The organism is Sporosarcina sp. FA9 (genome assembly GCF_051550205.1).
Lineage (GTDB): Bacteria > Bacillota > Bacilli > Bacillales_A > Planococcaceae > Sporosarcina.
This window is the reverse complement of the sequence record NZ_CP188819.1, coordinates 2110097-2128628: the sequence shown is the minus strand read 5'-3', so window position 1 is coordinate 2128628 and position 18532 is coordinate 2110097. Positions and strand designations below refer to the sequence as shown.

The 18532-nt window shown below is 38.2% G+C and carries 23 protein-coding genes; 21 read left to right on the top strand and 2 right to left on the bottom strand.

Annotated features, from left to right (window positions below; all coding sequences use genetic code 11):
• Positions 1 to 48: 48 nt before the first annotated feature.
• From alaS to mtnN, 10 genes are all read left to right on the top strand, one after another.
• Positions 49 to 2682 (top strand): alanine--tRNA ligase, encoded by a 2634-nt coding sequence (alaS, locus tag ACP8HH_RS10655; RefSeq protein WP_438311094.1) that lies wholly within the window; start codon positions 49 to 51, stop codon positions 2680 to 2682.
• An 81-nt stretch (positions 2683 to 2763) separates the two neighbouring features.
• The gene (locus ACP8HH_RS10650; RefSeq protein ID WP_381535994.1) at positions 2764 to 3036 is read left to right on the top strand and encodes an IreB family regulatory phosphoprotein; all 273 of its coding nucleotides are present in this window, start codon (positions 2764 to 2766) and stop codon (positions 3034 to 3036) included.
• Positions 3033 to 3452: a Holliday junction resolvase RuvX gene (gene ruvX, locus ACP8HH_RS10645; RefSeq protein WP_438311092.1), complete on the top strand. Its 420-nt coding sequence runs from the start codon at positions 3033 to 3035 to the stop codon at positions 3450 to 3452. Before ACP8HH_RS10650 ends, ruvX begins: the two co-directional genes overlap by 4 nt.
• Before the next feature lie 10 nt (positions 3453 to 3462).
• Positions 3463 to 3762, top strand: coding sequence for a DUF1292 domain-containing protein (locus tag ACP8HH_RS10640; protein ID WP_438311090.1), 300 nt, complete (start codon positions 3463 to 3465; stop codon positions 3760 to 3762).
• A gap of 154 nt (positions 3763 to 3916) precedes the next feature.
• A complete protein-coding gene (gene mltG / locus ACP8HH_RS10635) occupies positions 3917 to 5041 on the top strand; it encodes an endolytic transglycosylase MltG (RefSeq protein ID WP_438311088.1) in 1125 nt (374 codons plus the stop codon).
• A 23-nt stretch (positions 5042 to 5064) separates the two neighbouring features.
• A complete protein-coding gene (locus tag ACP8HH_RS10630) occupies positions 5065 to 5721 on the top strand; it encodes an O-methyltransferase (protein WP_438311086.1) in 657 nt (218 codons plus the stop codon).
• 29 nt (positions 5722 to 5750) lie between these two features.
• Positions 5751 to 6413 carry a uridine kinase gene (gene udk, locus ACP8HH_RS10625; RefSeq protein WP_438311085.1) on the top strand — a complete coding sequence of 221 codons (663 nt, stop codon included), beginning with the start codon at positions 5751 to 5753 and terminating at the stop codon, positions 6411 to 6413.
• A gap of 77 nt (positions 6414 to 6490) precedes the next feature.
• A complete protein-coding gene (greA, locus tag ACP8HH_RS10620; protein WP_438311082.1) occupies positions 6491 to 6967 on the top strand; it encodes a transcription elongation factor GreA in 477 nt (158 codons plus the stop codon).
• A gap of 122 nt (positions 6968 to 7089) precedes the next feature.
• Positions 7090 to 7818 carry a YrrS family protein gene (locus ACP8HH_RS10615; RefSeq protein ID WP_438311081.1) on the top strand — a complete coding sequence of 243 codons (729 nt, stop codon included), beginning with the start codon at positions 7090 to 7092 and terminating at the stop codon, positions 7816 to 7818.
• Between the two features lie 40 nt (positions 7819 to 7858).
• Complete coding sequence (mtnN, locus tag ACP8HH_RS10610; RefSeq protein WP_438311079.1) at positions 7859 to 8551, top strand: 5'-methylthioadenosine/S-adenosylhomocysteine nucleosidase; 693 nt, start codon at positions 7859 to 7861, stop codon at positions 8549 to 8551.
• Between the two features lie 239 nt (positions 8552 to 8790).
• Here mtnN and sigK read toward each other — a convergent pair whose 3' ends face one another.
• Positions 8791 to 9492 (bottom strand): RNA polymerase sporulation sigma factor SigK, encoded by a 702-nt coding sequence (gene sigK / locus ACP8HH_RS10605; protein WP_438311078.1) that lies wholly within the window; start codon positions 9490 to 9492, stop codon positions 8791 to 8793.
• 180 nt (positions 9493 to 9672) lie between these two features.
• On the opposite strand from sigK, the gene ACP8HH_RS10600 reads away from it, so the two are divergent.
• The 11 genes from ACP8HH_RS10600 to ACP8HH_RS10550 are packed head-to-tail and all read left to right on the top strand — an operon-like array spanning position 9673 to position 18337.
• Complete coding sequence (locus tag ACP8HH_RS10600) at positions 9673 to 10188, top strand: YqeG family HAD IIIA-type phosphatase (RefSeq protein ID WP_438311076.1); 516 nt, start codon at positions 9673 to 9675, stop codon at positions 10186 to 10188.
• A 2-nt stretch (positions 10189 to 10190) separates the two neighbouring features.
• Entirely contained in the window at positions 10191 to 11306 is a 1116-nt protein-coding gene (yqeH, locus tag ACP8HH_RS10595) for a ribosome biogenesis GTPase YqeH (RefSeq protein WP_438311075.1), read from the top strand.
• A gap of 15 nt (positions 11307 to 11321) precedes the next feature.
• A complete protein-coding gene (gene aroE / locus ACP8HH_RS10590) occupies positions 11322 to 12164 on the top strand; it encodes a shikimate dehydrogenase (protein ID WP_438311072.1) in 843 nt (280 codons plus the stop codon).
• Positions 12151 to 12441: a ribosome assembly RNA-binding protein YhbY gene (gene yhbY, locus ACP8HH_RS10585; RefSeq protein ID WP_438311070.1), complete on the top strand. Its 291-nt coding sequence runs from the start codon at positions 12151 to 12153 to the stop codon at positions 12439 to 12441. The genes aroE and yhbY overlap by 14 nt, the downstream gene beginning before the upstream one ends.
• A 13-nt stretch (positions 12442 to 12454) precedes the next feature.
• On the top strand, positions 12455 to 13027 hold the full coding sequence (locus ACP8HH_RS10580) for a nicotinate-nucleotide adenylyltransferase (protein WP_438311069.1): 573 nt from the start codon (positions 12455 to 12457) through the stop codon (positions 13025 to 13027).
• Positions 13014 to 13598 carry a bis(5'-nucleosyl)-tetraphosphatase (symmetrical) YqeK gene (yqeK, locus tag ACP8HH_RS10575; protein WP_438311066.1) on the top strand — a complete coding sequence of 195 codons (585 nt, stop codon included), beginning with the start codon at positions 13014 to 13016 and terminating at the stop codon, positions 13596 to 13598. Before ACP8HH_RS10580 ends, yqeK begins: the two co-directional genes overlap by 14 nt.
• A 45-nt stretch (positions 13599 to 13643) precedes the next feature.
• Positions 13644 to 13994: a ribosome silencing factor gene (gene rsfS, locus ACP8HH_RS10570; protein WP_438311064.1), complete on the top strand. Its 351-nt coding sequence runs from the start codon at positions 13644 to 13646 to the stop codon at positions 13992 to 13994.
• Positions 13987 to 14727 (top strand): class I SAM-dependent DNA methyltransferase, encoded by a 741-nt coding sequence (locus tag ACP8HH_RS10565; protein ID WP_438311062.1) that lies wholly within the window; start codon positions 13987 to 13989, stop codon positions 14725 to 14727. The genes rsfS and ACP8HH_RS10565 overlap by 8 nt, the downstream gene beginning before the upstream one ends.
• A gap of 50 nt (positions 14728 to 14777) precedes the next feature.
• Positions 14778 to 15440, top strand: a complete 663-nt coding sequence (locus tag ACP8HH_RS10560) for a helix-hairpin-helix domain-containing protein (RefSeq protein WP_438311061.1) — start codon at positions 14778 to 14780, stop codon at positions 15438 to 15440.
• 45 nt (positions 15441 to 15485) lie between these two features.
• The gene (locus tag ACP8HH_RS10555; protein ID WP_438311058.1) at positions 15486 to 16046 is read left to right on the top strand and encodes a ComE operon protein 2; all 561 of its coding nucleotides are present in this window, start codon (positions 15486 to 15488) and stop codon (positions 16044 to 16046) included.
• 26 nt (positions 16047 to 16072) lie between these two features.
• Positions 16073 to 18337 carry a DNA internalization-related competence protein ComEC/Rec2 gene (locus ACP8HH_RS10550; RefSeq protein ID WP_438311056.1) on the top strand — a complete coding sequence of 755 codons (2265 nt, stop codon included), beginning with the start codon at positions 16073 to 16075 and terminating at the stop codon, positions 18335 to 18337.
• 55 nt (positions 18338 to 18392) lie between these two features.
• On the opposite strand, the gene ACP8HH_RS10545 is transcribed toward ACP8HH_RS10550, so the two are convergent.
• Entirely contained in the window at positions 18393 to 18527 is a 135-nt protein-coding gene (locus tag ACP8HH_RS10545; protein ID WP_381536015.1) for a YqzM family protein, read from the bottom strand.
• Positions 18528 to 18532 lie beyond the last annotated feature (5 nt).

Here is an 18532-nt window from a genome sequence, read left to right as displayed (position 1 = left end):
TTGGCTGATTTTTTTTTACGTTTTTAAAATATTAAGGAGGTTTTATGTATGAAAAAAAGAACTTCATCCGAAATTAGACAATTATTCTTAGATTATTTTAAAGAACATGGGCACAGTGTAGAGCCTTCTGCACCGCTTGTTCCGATTGACGATGCGTCTCTTCTTTGGATTAACAGTGGTGTAGCAACATTGAAAAAGTATTTTGATGGAAGAATTATTCCGGACAATCCGCGCATTGTAAATGCTCAAAAATCAATTCGAACAAATGATATTGAAAACGTTGGGAAAACGGCACGCCATCATACTTTTTTTGAAATGCTTGGAAATTTTTCAATTGGAGATTATTTTAAAGAAGAAGCTATTATTCGTGCGTGGGAGTTTCTAACGGATGTGAATTGGATTGGATTCGATCCAGAACTCCTTTCGGTTACAGTACATCCTGAAGATGAGGAAGCATACGGAATTTGGAGAGATAAGATTCAAATACCGGAAAGTCGAATTATACGATTAGAAGGAAACTTCTGGGATATAGGAGAAGGACCAAGTGGGCCCAACTCTGAAATCTTCTTTGATAGAGGACCAACTTATGGGGATGACTTTTCTGATCCAGAACTTTATCCGGGCGGAGAAAATGAGCGGTACCTTGAGATTTGGAACCTTGTATTCTCTGAATTTAACCATAATCCAGACCATACATATACACCTCTTCCAAAAAAGAACATCGATACTGGGCTAGGACTTGAACGATTGGTTTCTGTCATTCAGGAAGTACCAACGAACTATGATACAGACTTATTCATGCCGATCATTCAAGCAGTTGAAAGTATCTCTAATGATAAGTATGGAACAGATACGGAAAAAGATATGGCATTCAAAGTTATTTCGGATCATATTCGGACAGTTGCTTTTGCTATTGGAGATGGCGCACTTCCGTCAAATGAGGGCCGTGGTTATGTACTAAGAAGATTACTCCGTAGAGCAATCCGATTTGCTATGAAACTGGGTATTAACAGACCATTTATGTATGAACTTGTCCCGGTCACAGGGGAAATAATGAAGGATTATTATCCTGAAGTAAGTGAAAAACAAGAATTCATTATGAAGGTTATTAAAAATGAAGAAGTCCGATTCCATGAAACGCTAAGTGATGGAATGAGTTTATTAACTAAAGTCATTGAAAATGCTAAATCATCGGGCTCGGCTATTGTTCCTGGTGTCGATGCATTCAAACTCTATGACACATATGGTTTTCCATTTGAATTAACGGAAGAATTTGCTGAAGAAGTTGGTTTTACTGTTGATAAAGATGGTTTCAATAAAGAGATGGAAAGTCAAAGAGTGCGTGCACGTTCAGCACGTCAAGATGTAGACTCAATGCATGTGCAATCAGGTGTTTTAGGAGAAATTCATCATGCTAGCGAATTTCTCGGTTATTCCAATCTTGAATGTGAGGCAACTGTAGTTGCGTTGTTGCAAAGTGGAGAAGAAGTAACGAATGCATCAGAGGGGGATGAAGTGCAATTCATACTCGACCGTACACCCTTTTACGCTGAAAGTGGGGGTCAAGTAGCGGATATTGGCACAATTTCAAGTGACGCATTTATCGCAGATGTTAAAAATGTTAAAAAAGCACCCAATGGACAAAATTTACATGTCGGAGTCATTCGTTCCGGTGAATTGGTTCAAGGCACTAAGATTCATGCTGCTGTTAATGAAGACACTCGAAAACGAACTGTTAAAAATCATACCGCAACACATCTTCTTCATAAGGCGCTTAAAGAAGTTCTAGGAGATCATGTTAACCAAGCAGGATCATATGTTGGGCCAGACCGTTTAAGATTTGATTTCTCTCATTTTGGCTCTGTTACAAAAGAGGAACTAGAACAAATTGAACAAATTGTAAATGAAAAGATATGGTCTGACTATGCTGTGGAAATTGTCGAAAAACCGATTGGCGAAGCAAAAAAACTTGGAGCTATGGCATTATTTGGCGAAAAATATGGTGATGTTGTGCGAGTCGTGTCGATTGGCTCTTACTCAATAGAGCTTTGTGGTGGATGTCATATTGAATCTACATCTAAAATTGGCATGTTCAAACTTGTATCTGAGAGCGGAATTGGTGCGGGAACTCGTCGTATTGAAGCACTAACGGGTGAAGCTGCATTTTATGCATTTAAAGAAGATGAAAAAGTGATAGATGATGCTGCTGCACTGCTTAAATCTAATTCCAAAGATTTAGTAACGAAAATTTCGACTGTACTTTCTGAGATGAAGGATCTTCAACGAGAAAACGAATCACTTGCAGCAAAACTAGGTAATAGCCAAGTGGATGAGATTTTAGCGTCAGCAGGACAAATAGATGATATACTTGTAATTTCTGCACGGGTTGATGTGAAAGATAATAATGGTCTTCGTCAAATGATGGATGAATTGAAGAATAAGCTAACATCTGGTGTAATTGTGCTAGGAGCTGCAGTGAATGGTAAAGTTATGCTTGTTTCAGGTGTTACAGAAGATTTAAAGGCTGGGAACTATCACGCTGGCAAGATCGTCAATCATGTAGCACAGCAATGCGATGGTAAAGGTGGAGGACGTCCGGATATGGCGATGGCTGGGGCAAAAGATGTGTCGAAACTTGATGACGCGCTCCAATCCGTGTATGATTATGTGAAATCTGTTTAAAAGATTTTGTTAATCGGGTATAATGGAATTGTTATACAATCGTTTAACTGAATAGGGAAATCAGAAAGCGGGGTGTCGGTTATGGATTCATACGACAAGACGATGAAGTTCAATTTTCCAGAGGAATCTATGGAGCAAGAAGTAAAGCAGGTAATGCTACATGTGCACAACGCACTCGATGAAAAAGGGTATAATCCTATCAATCAAATTGTTGGCTATCTACTTTCGGGTGACCCTGCATATATACCCCGTCATGAAGATGCCCGAAATCTAATTCGTAAGTTAGAACGGGATGAAATTCTCGAAGAACTTGTGAAGTTTTATGTCCGTGAAAACGGAGGTAAAATTAAGTGAGAACTATGGGTTTGGATGTCGGTTCAAAAACAGTCGGTATCGCAATCAGTGATGCACTTGGGTGGACAGCCCAAGGCATCGAGACTATAAAGATTGATGAGGCCGCTGGTCAATTTGGAATGCGACGAATACATGAACTTATTTCTGAGTATACGGTTAGTGCATTTGTGGTAGGTTATCCTAAGAACATGAACAACTCAATCGGTCCTAGGGCTGAAGCATCTGAAAAATATGCTGAACTTCTTAAGAAAAAGTTTAACCTTCCTGTTACACTATGGGATGAAAGGCTTACAACTATGGCTGCTGAACGTACTTTAATCGACGCCGATGTAAGTCGTAAGAAAAGAAAGACTGTTATTGATAAATTAGCAGCAGTCATGATACTCCAAGGGTATCTTGATTTAAAAAATAGATGAGGTGATTGGAATGGAACACGGACAAGAAACAATGACAATCGTAGATGAGAACGGCGAAGAACACGTATGTGAAGTAATTTTTACATTCGAATCTAAAGAATATGCAAAATCATATGTACTTTACCACGTTTTGGGCGAGGATGAAGGTGAAGACGAGGAAGTAGAAATTCACGCATCTGCATTTGTTCCATCTGAAGATAATAAAGATGGGGAACTTATGCCGATTGAAGACGATGAAGAGTGGGAAATGATTGAGGAAATGCTGAATACTTTCCTTGCTGAAGAAGACGAAGAAGACGAAGAAGAGTAAGAAATATGCACACGGACGGAATGGTGCAGACTGTTCCGTCTTTTTTGGTTGGCCTATAGGATGTAGGTCATGCAGCCGTTGCCACGTTTTGTGGCAATTATAGGCTGCCTTCCTTTTTTCTATTCTAATATAAGAACAAGGAGGTAGATCGTTTATGGATACTAGTTCAAAAAAAGATGTTATGTTCGATCGAATGCGCGAGAAGAAAAAAGAAGTGAAAATAGTTCGCAGAATCGTATTTGCTATTGCATTAATTCTCTTAATTGCGGGGCTGATTGGTGGTCGTGCGATATATAAATACATAACTGAAGGTTTGCAACCGCTTGATCCTGAATCTGAGGTAGTAATTGAAATTGAAATTCCAATTGGTTCAGGACTGGATTCGATTTCGGCGAAACTTAAAGAAAAAGGTATTATTAAAGATGCTCGTTTGTTTAAATATTATGCGAAGTTTAACAACGAATCGAAATTTCAAGCAGGCACTTATCAACTAACAAAAGCCATGACGCCCGATGAACTTATACAAAGTTTGAAATCTGGTAAAGTTTATAGAGAACCGGTATTTACAATGACCATACCTGAAGGTCTAAATTTAAAGGAAATTGCTTCGGTCGTTAAGAAAAGAACGGGTATTCCTGAAGAAGACTTTATGGAGTATGTCACGAATGAAAAAAATATTGATTATCTAATATCAAAATATCCAAGCCTTTTATCTGAAGAAATTAAAAATGAAGATATAAAATTTGCATTGGAAGGCTATTTATTCCCAGCAACGTACCCTTTTTATGAAGAAAAACCATCTATAAACACAATAGTACAGGTAATGCTTGAAGCAACGGCGGCGAATGTAATTCCGCATTTAGTTTATTTGCAAGAACATGAGAAATCTGTTCATTGGTTATTAACATTTGCTTCATTAGTTGAAAAAGAGGCAACGGCTCAGTCGGATCGTGAAGTAATCGCAAGTGTGTTTTTCAATCGAATGAACCTTGAACCTGAAATGCCACTCCAAACGGATCCGACAGTCGCTTATGCACATCAAAGGCACTTAACGACAACTCTTTTTTCAGATCTCGAACTAGATGATCCTTATAATACATACGTTTATAAAGGATTACCACCTGGTCCAATTGCTAATGCTGGAAAGGTTTCAATTGAGGCTGTTTTAGATCCCGAGGTAACAAGATATTTATTCTTTATCGCTGGAAAAGATGGTCAACCACATTACGCGATTGATTATCAAGAGCATTTACAAAACATCGCTAATTACCTTGACTGAACGGTTACCCAAATGAGCGGGAGTTGAATATCATAGATAGATATGATGCATATATAAAAGCGCATTTAAATGAAAAAGAACCTTTCATTACACATATGGAAGAATACGCAGAAGAAAACAGAGTTCCGATTATGGAAAGTGTCGGCATAGAATCATTAATCGGCTTACTTAGAATTCAAAAACCAAAGAACGTTCTCGAAATCGGCAGTGCGATTGGTTATTCCGCTATACGAATTGCAACTGCTTTAAAAGAAACAAAGATACTGACGATTGAAAGAGATGCCGAACGCTACACGAAGGCTGTTGAAAATATTTTGCAATGTGGACTAACGAAACGGATTCAAATTATAGAAGCGGATGCTTTGGAAATAGAACTGGACAAAGTATATAACGAAACATTTGATGCACTTTTTATTGATGCAGCAAAGGGACAATATCAACGTTTTTTTGAAAAATACACTCCATTTCTAAATTCGAATGGAGTTATTTATTGCGATAACATCTTCATGCATGGTATGGTTTTGCGGGAAGATACTGACGTACCAAAACGAAGTCGGACAATGATTCGTAAATTAAAGGAGTTTACTCGCTGGGTTATGAGTCATCCTGAGTACGACTCCGTTTTATTACCCATCGGCGATGGGCTGTTAATAGCAACAAAAAAACAAGAAATTCTTTAAGTTAGAATGTATTTGTGGGGGAGTTAACGATGAAATTAAGTAAACCGCTCATAATTGGAATCGCTGGTGGCTCTGGTTCTGGAAAAACAAGTGTAACGAATTCGATTTATGAAGTATTTAAACAACATTCGGTCGTTGTTATTGAACAAGACTTTTACTATAAAGATCAATCTCATCTTGATTTTGAAGAGCGTCTTTTAACAAATTATGATCATCCACTGGCTTTTGACAATAAGTTACTCATCAGTCATCTAAGGAAGTTATTAAATCGTCAATCTGTTGAAAAACCAATATATGATTACACGCTCCATACTCGTTCGGAACAAAGCGTTTTAATTGAACCGAAGGATGTTATAATATTGGAAGGTATTCTTGTCCTTGAAGATGAGAAACTTCGAAATTTAATGGATATTAAATTATTCGTTGATACAGATGCAGATTTAAGAATAATACGCCGTATTTTGCGAGACATTAATGATAGAGGCCGTTCAATCGAATCGGTGGTTGAACAATATTTGTCCGTAGTTCGTCCAATGCACAATCAATTCATCGAACCAACAAAAAGGTATGCTGATATTATTATTCCAGAAGGCGGTCATAATGAAGTTGCAATCGACCTAATGGTTACGAAAATAAAAACAATTCTTGAAAATGGAACGGAACTATACTATGATGATGACATAAATCAGTAAGAGCTTAACACTATGTCGCATACAAAGGTTCACTGCGGCATAGTATTTTTATGATTGAATTATAAGGAGTGATAGGTATGATTACTGAAAAAAAGTTTCCGATGACCGCTGCGGGAAAACTAAAAATCGAAGAAGAGCTTGAACATTTAAAGATTGTTAAGCGAAAAGAAGTTGTAGAACGTATTAAAATCGCTAGAAGTTATGGTGATCTTTCGGAGAACTCGGAATATGATTCTGCCAAAGAAGATCAAGCATTTTTGGAAGGTAGAATTTCAACTCTTGAAGGTATGCTGCGACATGCAACAATCATTACTGAAGACGAGTTAAATACCGATGTTGTTTCTCTAGGTACGACTGTTACTTTCAAAGAACTTCCAGATGGTGATGTGGAAAAATACACAATTGTCGGTTCTGCAGAAGCGAATCCAGTAGAAGGTTTAATTTCAAACGATTCTCCAATTGCACGTGGACTTATAGGCCGTTCAAAAGGCGATGAAGTAAAAATTAACACACCAGGTGGAGAAATGTTAGTTACGATATTAGAAATTAACTGATTCCTTAGGTAGCCGCCTTCATTTGAAGGTGGCTATTTTTTAAAAAATGCAACAAAATTTGTATTTGCCCGTCTACATAGATGTTGGTTAGCTGACAAAATTGAATCGGGAGTTGAGAAATTATGAAGAATAGAGAACCTGATTTTTCACGATATGGTCGTAAAAAAAGTCGTAATCGAATGAATAGGTTATTGAATATCTTAATTGGTGTGGTCGTCCTTTTAATCGTAGTTATTTCAGTAGTTATATTCAATGGGAATGGCGATGAAAAGGCAACAGATGGGGACAAAGTAATTGAGGCTGAAAAAGATACAGCCGAAGACGATGATTCTAAGGCAAATCTTGAAGAGGAAGAGCCGACAAGTGAAGACACGGCCGACTCCGACAAAGCAACTGAAGACAAGGGCGGAAAAACGAATAAAATAGAGTTAGATAAAGCCGAAGACAATAAAGATTCGGATGCTAATGAAGATGAAATTGATGATACTACTAAGGACACTGTTGTTGAATCAGGGCCTACATCAGACAAAGAAATAGTTTCAGAAACAATTGTAGATTCGACTTGGCAACCAATTGCTACAGAACAATCGGGCGAACATGTTTCCAGTTATGATGGAGAATCCGTTGATTGGCATGAAAAGAAGAAAGCCATTGCGTATGCAATTGGACAATCCGAAGACGAATTAATCTTTTGGAAAGTTAAAAATGGTGGTAACCCGCAAAAATCAATTGGTATTATCGAATCAAAGAGTGATTCCAGTAAATATCGTGTATATATCGAATGGGTAAATAACGAAGGTTGGAAACCCGTGAAGAAAGATGTTTTAACAACACTTGACTTTGATTACTAAGAAAACCATAAACGGTTCAATGATATATGGAGGAATTTAAATGAAGATAGCGGTAATAGGTGCAATGGAAGAAGAAGTTGAATATCTTAGGGGTGAGATTTCGTCACCACAGATTACGAAAGTAGCAAACTGCGAATTTATTAACGGAATGATTGGCAAACATGAAGTCATTCTAGTGAAAAGCGGTATCGGTAAAGTAAATGCAGCAGTCGCAACAACACTTCTGTTACAAATCTTCAAACCAGAGATTGTCCTAAATACAGGATCGGCTGGCGGATTTCTTGAAACTCTTGAGGTAGGTACAGTTGTCATCTCAAGTGAAGTTCGTCATCATGATGTGGACGTAACTATCTTCAATTACGAACATGGACAAGTACCTGGCCTACCTGCAGCCTACAAAGCGGACCCTGAGCTGGTAGAGTTGGCTATAACGGCTGTTAATGAAATCGGTAAGCATTCCCATTCAACAGGGTTAATCGCCTCAGGAGACTCTTTTATGAACGATCCTGTGCACGTCGAAAAAGTAAGGGCATTATTTCCATCAATGATTGCGGCAGAAATGGAAGCCGCAGCTGTTGCACAAGTATGTTACCAGTTTGGTATACCTTTCGTAGTGATTCGGGCACTTTCGGATATTGCTGGTAAGGAATCTTCTATCAGCTTCGAAGAGTTTTTACCCATCGCAGCTAGACATTCAACTGATATAGTTTTGCGTGTCATCTCGAAACTTTGACAATTTCATGATAAGATAAGTAAAAGGTTTATATAAATTTTAGTTTCTATTTGGGAGGGAAGTTCTTATGTTTTTTTTAATGGCTGGTACTTTTATTGGAACTGCTATAATTGCAGTAATTATTGCTCGCGAGGTAAGTGCTGACTAAAATTATCCAAAGAGGCGTTAACGCTTTTGGGTTTTATCCCAAGCGATAACGCCTTTTCTTTTTTACAATCATCAATAGGCTGCCATACGGATCATTCGCTGTATTCATGTTTAAACAATTGATAAAGTTTAACAATTGCGCGCTTCTCAATTCTGGAAACATAACTTCGAGAGATATTGAGTTGTTCAGCAATTGCTTTTTGGGTCATCGGTTGATCATCAAGCAAACCGTAACGACGCTGAATAATTTCAAGTTCTCTACCATCCAATTTTCCAAGATGTCGATAAAGCCTTTCTTTTCTCTCATTTTGTTCTATTGTTGTAATAGGGGATTCCTCATCTGTACGAAGTAAATCGGATATCTGGAGTGATTGACCGTCTTTATCTCCACCAATAGGGTCAAACAATGAAACATCTTTTTGGACTTTCTTCTGTGTTCTTAAATACATTAGAATCTCATTCTCGATACATCGGGCTGCATACGTTGCTAGTTTCGTTTTTCGATCTGGTGTAAAACTATTCACAGCTTTCATAAGTCCAATGGTACCTATCGAAATATAATCATCAAGAAGTTCGTGTTTTGGATGAAATTTTTTTACAATATGTGCAACGAGTCGCATGTTCCGTTCAATCAGTTCATCCTTCGCGTCTTCATCTCCGGCGGCTAATCGGTTTAGACAGTCCGCTTCCTCTTCTTTAGAAAGAGGACGCTTAAAAGCTTGCCCTCGAATGTAACCGATCACCGCAGGCACTTCAAGCCACAGCTGAACAATGGATAATACAAACCCGCTCATCGGGCCACCTCCTGTGTCGTTGTATGACAGCATATGCGGTCGTGTCCTGCCGTATCACCGAATATTGAGTCGGACAGGCGATAATGGATGTCCTTATTTTCGATGCAGTAGAAGGCAATACTGTTGAATGAATATGTTATAATCATTTTTAGAATCTAGTTGGAAATCGGAGTGAGTTTTGTGCTTAAAAAATTTTTACCAGATGAGTTTGTAAAAGACATTTTTCATATAACTCCTGAGAAGTTATTGGAAAATGGAATTAAGGGTATTATTACTGATTTAGACAACACTCTTGTTGCGTGGGATCAGCCTTTAGCTACGCCAGAAATTATCAACTGGTTAAAAGGAATGCAAGATGCAAATATACTTGTAACCATTGTTTCGAACAATAATGATTTGCGGGTGAAGGCTTTTTCGGAACCTTTAGGCATTCCTTTTATTGCAAAAGCTCGGAAACCGTTGAATCATGCATTTACTAGAGCTTTGAAAACGATGAACATTAAGAATGATGAAGTTGTTGTAATCGGGGACCAACTTTTGACCGATATACTTGGTGGCAACCGAAGAGGTCTTCATACGATTCTTGTAGTTCCGGTCGCAAGCTCAGATGCAGCAATTACAAAATTTAACAGAAGACTTGAAAGACGAATCATGTCGAATTTAAAACGTCGTGGATTGATAACTTGGGAGGAATAAATGTGGAAGAAATAAATGTGGAAGAAATAAAATGTATTGGGTGCGGAGTGGAAATTCAATCCGAAGATCCAAAAAAAGAAGGATATGCACCTGCGGCCTCTTTAAATAACGAAGAATTAATATGTAGACGTTGTTTTAGGTTGCGAAATTATAATGAACTTCAACCCGTTTCGCTTACTGGTGACGACTTCTTAAACATTTTAAATGGAATAGGCATGAAAGATGGAATGGTCGTCAAACTAGTTGATATATTTGATTTTAACGGCAGTTGGATATCAGGACTTCACCGTTTTGTTGGCAAAAAAGATATTTTATTAATTGGTAATAAATCGGATTTATTGCCAAAATCAGTTAACCCAAATCGGTTAATCAATTGGATGAAGGCGGAAGCTGCCAAACAAGGTTTAAAGCCGGTAGATGTTCTTTTAGTTTCTGCTCATAAGGGAACTGGAATGGAAGAGGCTTTAACTGCGATTGATAAAATCCGTAAAGGTAAAGACGTTTATGTCGTTGGCTGCACGAACGTTGGGAAATCAACATTTATTAATCGTATTATTAAAGGTGCGACTGGTATTGGTGAAGTAATTACGACTTCACACTTCCCGGGAACCACTTTGGATCTTGTTGAAATTCCACTTGATGATGGGAAAGCTATATATGATACACCAGGGATTATTAACGATCATCAAATTGCCCATCATTTAGATATCGTCGATTTAAAAGCGATCACACCGAAAAAAGAAATAAAGCAAAAAGTGTTTCAATTGAATGCGGAACAAACCTTATTTATAGGAGGTCTTGCACGTTTTGACTTTATTGCTGGGGACCGTTCTTCCTTTATGGTCTATGTTTCCAATGATTTGCAAATTCACCGTACAAAACTTTCAAATGCCGAAGCTCTTTATGAAAATCATCTAGGTGGTATGCTATCGCCACCATCTGGGGAATCAATCGAGAAGATGCCTCCATTTGTTCGTCATGAGTTTTCAATAAAAAAAGGAAAAGTAGATATTATTATATCGGGACTTGGGTGGATTACGATTCAGCATCCGAATGTCGTTGTTGCAGTTCATGCCCCAAGAGGCGTCGATGTCGTTCTTCGACCTTCACTTATTTAAGAGGAGGGGATAGTAATGAAAAAATGGTTTGCAGTAATAGGTGACCCAATCGAGCAGTCGATGTCTCCTGAAATGCATAATAGCTGGTTTATCGAAAATGAAATTGACGCAACCTATATTCCAATTCATGTCACGAAATCAGGTCTTGAGGAAGCCGTCATAAGCCTAAAGCTTCTGGGATGTAGTGGGTGGAATGTAACTGTGCCACACAAAACTGCCATTATTCCTTTTTTGGATCATATAGATCCCACTGCAAAGATGATGAACGCTGTAAATACAGTTGAAGTCCTTTCAGACGGAACACTACGTGGATCCAATACGGATGGAATTGGATTTGTCCGTTCATTGGAGGAGGCATTCCCGGGCCAATTAGAAAATAAAAAGGTGTTAATTATTGGTGCAGGCGGCGCAGCACGGGGAATTGGTTTCGCACTTCAAGAGTCTAATTATGGACCAATCACATTTACGAATCGTACAATTGAGAAAGCTCTGGAACTATCCAGTGAACTAGATGATTCTACTGCAATGTCGATTACATCTGCAGAATCCTCTTTAAAAGAATATGGATTAATTGTTCAAACGACATCTGTCGGTATGAATTTCGCACAACAAGGTGTACCATTAAACCCTGAGAATATAGCCGTTGGATCAATCGTTGCGGATATTATTTATAATCCACTTGAAACAGAACTACTTACGAAATCACTTGAACGAAATGCTTTAACAATGAATGGAATAGGAATGTTCGTTCATCAAGGAGCATTTGCTTTTGCAAAGTGGCATGGTATACAACCAAACACTGAAAAAATGATCAAAAAAATTACAATTAATCTTGGAGGTTCTTATGTTAACAGGTAAACAAAAAAGATTTTTAAGAAGCAAGGCAAATCAGTTGCAACCGCTGTTTCAAATCGGAAAAAATGGTTTAACGACGGCTATTATTGTACAAGTTGAAGAGGCACTTGAGGCAAGAGAATTAATTAAAGTAAGTATTTTACAAAACTGTGATGAGGATAAACATGAAATCGCGGAAAAGTTTACAGAACAAGAAGGAATCGAACTTGTACAGGTTATAGGAAATAGTATTGTATTATATAAAGAGTCCGTAGAAAAGAAAAGAATCGAGTTGCCGTAAGGAGGATTTCCTAGTGAAAAAGATTGGGATATTGGGAGGCACATTTAACCCACCGCATATAGGTCACCTCATAATCGCAAATGAAGTGAGGCATGCACTTGGACTTGATGAGGTTAGATTAATGCCAACTGCCACACCTCCGCACAAAGCATCGACGGATGACGTAACGACTGTTCAGCGATTGCGAATGGTTGAACTAGCTATTGATGGTATAGATGGACTGAAGGTCAGCCCGTTTGAGTTGGAGCGGGGTGGAGTCTCCTATACGTATGATTCGATGAAGGTGTTAACCGAACAAGATCCGATGGCACAATTCTTTTTTATTATAGGTGGGGATATGATTGATGCACTTCCTACTTGGTATCGCATTGATGATCTTGTAAAACTCGTGCAATTTGTTGGAGTAAATCGTCCAGGTTATAAAGGCTTGTCAGAGTACCCCGTGGAGCTTTTGGATACCCCGCAAGTCTATTTATCCTCTTCCATGATTCGTCAGCGATTCACGGAAGGAAAAACGGTTCAGTTTCTAATGCCAAAGTCTGTAGAAGTTTATATAAGGCAGGAGGGACTTTATGAATCTGATTGAACTGAAAAGTGAAATCTCAAAACGTATGCCCCTGAAACGATATGAACATGTAATTCGAGTGATGGAAACTGCGGAGAAGCTTGCGGTAATACACAATATCCAAGTTGATCATGCTGTTCAAGCAGCTCTCTTTCATGATATTGCTAAGTTTATGGATAAAGACGTTTTGTTATCGATTCTTACCCGAGAAATTGAAGATCGACGTTTGCTGAAATTCCATCATGAATTATGGCATGGTCCAGTCGGCGCAATTATTGCAAGAGATGAATTTAATGTTACGAATATAGACATGCTGAATGCAATCCGTTACCATACTACTGGCCGGGCGGGTATGTCTAAACTTGAAAAATTAATTTATGTTTCTGATATGATAGAACCCGGGCGAGATTTTCCGCATGTGAAGGAATTACGGGAAATTGCTGAAGAAAGCCTTGAAAAAGCAATGGAAGCTTGCATATATCAGTCTGTGCTGTTTCTTGTTTCAAAAAAAGTTCCGGTATTCCCGGATTCAATCGACTGTTACAATGAACATCTCACTTCAATCAGTGAGGTCGGAAATACGCAAGTGTAAATCAACATTAATCGAGCACGATAAAGAGAAGGGAAGAGTGACGGAATGACAACTTCATTACTTACGTTAGCATATAACGCAGCAGATGATAAAAAAGCAGAAGATATCGTAGTACTAAATATGGAGGGTGTTTCGATTATTGCAGACCAATTTGTTATTTGTCATGCAAATTCGGAAAGACAAGTCCAATCCATTGCAAGAGAAGTTGCAGACCAAGCATCTAAAGCTGGTTTTGATGTAAAAAGATTAGAAGGTTTTGACTCAGGTCGTTGGATTCTTGTAGATATTGGAGACGTTGTTGTTCATGTTTTCCATAAAGATGAGCGCGGTTATTATAATCTCGAGAAGCACTGGGGAGATGCGCCACTACTGAATATGGCAGAAGCGAATGAGTAATGCATATTCGGAGTTTGCCTCCGTTTATGATGAACTAATGACTGAAATTCCATATGATACGTATGCTGAACTTATCGCAATTGCGGCTGGTGGTCTAGAAGGAAAGAAAATTCTAGACATTGGTTGTGGAACTGGAATACTTTCAGTGAAGCTTGCAAAAATGGGTGCAGACGTAACAGGTATTGATATTTCGTCGGACATGTTAACGGTGGCAGAACAGCGTGCATTTGCGCTGTCTGTTCCGATTACGTTTATCGAACAACCGATGCAACAACCAATTCAATTGGAATTATTTGATGTAGCTGTCATTGCGATTGATTCTTTGAATTACGTAATTAAACATGAAGAAGTTATGACTACATTCAAAAATGTTTACAACACTCTAAAAGTTGGTGGTGTTGTGATTTTTGATGTGCATTCAACTTTTAAAATGGATGAAATCTTCATGGAAGGTCCATTTACGTTCGATAATAATAGCATTGCATACATATGGGAAACGGAACTAGGAGATGAGCCACACTCTGTTTATTCAGAATTAGCTTTTTTCATTCGAACGGAATTGGGTTTATATAAACGTTTCGACGAAATCCATTATCAACGTACGTTTTCGTTGCAAGAGTATGTTTCAATAATTACAGAAGCGGGTTTTTCAGTAGAAAGAATTTTTGCAGATTGGGAAGATGAGCCGCCACACGAAGAGAGTGAAAGAATATTCTTTCAAATACGGAAATAGACCTTTTAAATTAGATTCCATTCATATATAGTTAAAGAGACTCCATATGGATGCCCCTACTTGAAAGGGTGACCGTGCTGAATGTTTCATTTGTAACCCGTAATTGGCGTAAGTTTATTATCCCCATTGCAGCAATCGTTGCAATAATCGCTTTTCTGCTCTTTCCCCGTGAGCAGACTAACAGTGCAAGCATTGTTATGAGCAATCAAAACCCATTCCCTGATTTAATAGAAACACTCCCAGAAGTACCGGCACAGGTAGAACAACAACCCATTCAAATCATAATAGATGTGAAGGGAGCTGTTCGATACCCTGGCGTTTATACAATGCAAGACGGCGACCGCCTAATCACTGCAATTACTGCAGCGGGTGGTTATTTGCCGAATGCAGATTCAAGAAATTTAAACCATGCAATGAAGTTAATGGATGAATTTGTTATTTATGTCCCTTTAGAAGGCGAAGAAGTTTCTGAAGTAGAGCAAAGTTTAGTGACCGGTCCGATTGGACAGGCAAGTGATCACACAATAAATATTAATACTTCAGATGAAACACAGCTCATGACGATTCCTGGTATTGGACCTGCGAAAGCTGCAGCCATTATTGCCTATCGTAACGAGCATGGTCTTTTTAAGGATACAACGGATCTTATGAACATTTCTGGAATAGGGCAAAAGACATTTGAAAAGCTTGAACATTTAATTAAAGTAAATTAAACGGACAAGTACTTTTTTAAGAAATTTATTATGGAGGCAATCTATATGGAGCGAATTACTTGGGATCAGTTTTTCATGGCACAATGCCATCTTTTAGCACTCAGGAGTACATGCACGAGACTTTCTGTTGGAGCGACAATTGTTCGAGACAATCGAATTATTGCCGGCGGATATAATGGGTCTATTTCGGGTGGAGATCATTGCATTGATCATGGATGTTATGTTGTAGACAATCACTGTGTGCGCACAATTCATGCTGAAATGAATTCATTATTGCAGTGTTCAAAATATGGAACGCCTGCCTCAGGATCGACGTTGTATGTTACTCATTTTCCATGTCTGCAATGCTCAAAAGCAATTATACAAGCTGGCATTGTGCGTGTGATTTATGCAACGGATTATAAAAACAATGAATATGCAATGAAACTCTTTGAGCAATCAGGTATTTCTGTTCAACATATTCCCTTTAATGAGAAAAAAATTGATTTTTCAAATGGAGAACAATTAAAACTCGTTAATGATTTATTTGAAACGATACAACAGCTCGGTGTTGATGCTAAAGAATTGGACCCTTTAAAGAAAAGGGTGGATGACCTATTTGGATGATGGTTTCACGCATACGTTTTATTTATATGGCAATAACCGTAGCTGTATCGGCTTTCTCCGTATACGGCTCGGCCTATTTATTACTTGTCAATATTTTATTAATCCCCATCTTCTTTAGTAGAAAAGGAGATTACCTCACACCTATCCTCACGTTTATAGCCGCAATTCTATCCTTCACTTATTTTACAATTTCACATCCTAATGCTGCCGAACTAGGGCCTGCAATAATCACAATGAATTGGTTTGATAATGCAAAGATTGACGGTGGTAAAGTTAAAGGGCTTGCAAAAACATCCGCTGGACAAATTATTTATGCCGTATATAAGTTTACTGACGAAGAAGAGAAGAACTCCTTTAGTGAACTTCACTTACCATCCGTAATGTTAACTTTATCAGGTGTTTTTCGGGAAGCGGACATTCCTTCTCACATCTACGCATTTAACATGGAAAATTATATGAGAATGTATGGATCCTCAGGTATATTCGAATCAGAAGTGCTGCTAAATGCAGTTCCCAAAAATAGTGTTTATTCACGACTTTCACACCAAAGACAAAGAGTGAAAATGCACATCAACTCAACTTTTCCAAAACAACTAATAACAGAAGCGGAAGCCCTATTAATAGGTGACCGCAGTGGAATGGATGAAACTGAAGCTACCATATACAAACGCTTGGGTATTACTCATCTTTTTGCGATATCAGGACTTCATGTCGGTTTACTAGCATTTATGTTTCGGGAATTGCTGTTGAGGCTGAGCTTCCGTAAAGGTACTGTTGATCTGTTGTTAATCGTCATGCTGCCACTATACGCGGTCTTGGCGGGTGGGGCACCTTCTGTATGGCGTGCCGTGTCGGTAACGACGTTCGTCTTGCTAGGGTCTTTCTTTGGCCTGAAAATTCGTTTGGATAACGCACTTGCAATAAGTGCGATTGTTTTCATTTCAATTCAACCGTTTGTATTGTTTCAACCGGGATTCCAATTATCCTATCTTGCAGCTTTTTCCCTTGTTTTATCTTCAAAAATTCTAGCTAGGGCAAAAACGGCTATTGGCATCTCATTTCTTGTCACGTCCATAAGCCAACTATCGCTTTATCCGATATTACTGTTTCATTTTTATGAGATTTCTTTATCCTCATTTTTTGTCAATCTGTTTTATGTACCGCTATATTCACTTGTGATTTTACCAATCAATATTATTTTGCTCGTTGTGACCTGGCTTAGTGCATCCTTATCCACTTTCTTATTTTTGATATATGTCCCTTTTCGTGAATGTATCGCATTCTTATCAACATGGTTGTCCTCTTTACCTTATCAACTTTGGACACCTGGAAAATTAAGTACAATTGAGATGGTATGTATTGTTGCAGGTGTACTTTACTTTTTTGTGAAGTGTGAAGAAGGAGTAAAAACACACAATTTTCTTATCTTTGTCCTTTTGCCAGCATTAATCATACACTTCATGCCTTATTTGGATGGAACTTTAAAGGTGACATTTCTGGATGTGGGGCAAGGAGATAGTGCTGTTGTAGAACTTCCTTATAGAAAAGCTGTGTACTTAATCGATACCGGTGGAACTGTTTCGATCGGAGAAAACAACTGGAAAACACCAGAGAAAAGTTTTGAGGTTGGTAGAAAGGTTGTTGTGCCCTATTTGAAAGGCCGCGGTATTAAAAAAATCGATAAACTAATCATCTCCCATGCACATTTGGATCATATGGGGGGAGCGGATGAGATTCTTGAGGAAATTACCGTCAACGAAATTCATATTACACCTGGAAGTGAAGAAGAAAAAGAAATGGTTGATTTACTGCGCGTTGCAAAGATAAAAAAAGTACCAATCCTTTCGATGAAGGATGGAATTCGTTGGACAGAAGGGCAGATACCCTTCAATTATATGAGTCCACAAGATGAAGACTATGTAGGTAATGACAGTTCACTAGTACTGCTAATGAGAGCCCCAGGACTTTCGTTTTTATTTACTGGAGATTTAGAAAAAGAAGGGGAACGAAAATTTATAAAGAAATATGGAAATTTGGATTTTGGTCGTATACTATTAAAAGGTGGGCATCATGGTAGTAGAACTTCAAGTACAGAGCCTTTCATAAATACACTTCGACCTGAATTCACGATTTTTTCTGCAGGTAGAAACAATATGTATCGCCATCCACACGAAGATGTGTTGGAAAGATTTATCGATTTAGGATATCAAACAATGTCGACAGCTGAAAATGGTACGATTACAATTGATGTTGTAAAAGGGGATTACTCAGTTACTGTTATGCAGAAATAAAAAAACAGACATGCAATTCCCAGTTGGAAAGGCATGTCTGCTTTATTAATTGATGTTAGCTTCCAACGACGTCGATAATTGTAGCAATAATAAATATTGCTGAGAAAAATCCGAAAGATACAAGAAAACCTACTCCCGAATCGATTAAATCATTGCGTTTTGACTGTACATCATGTTCGAAATCATTCATTGCTA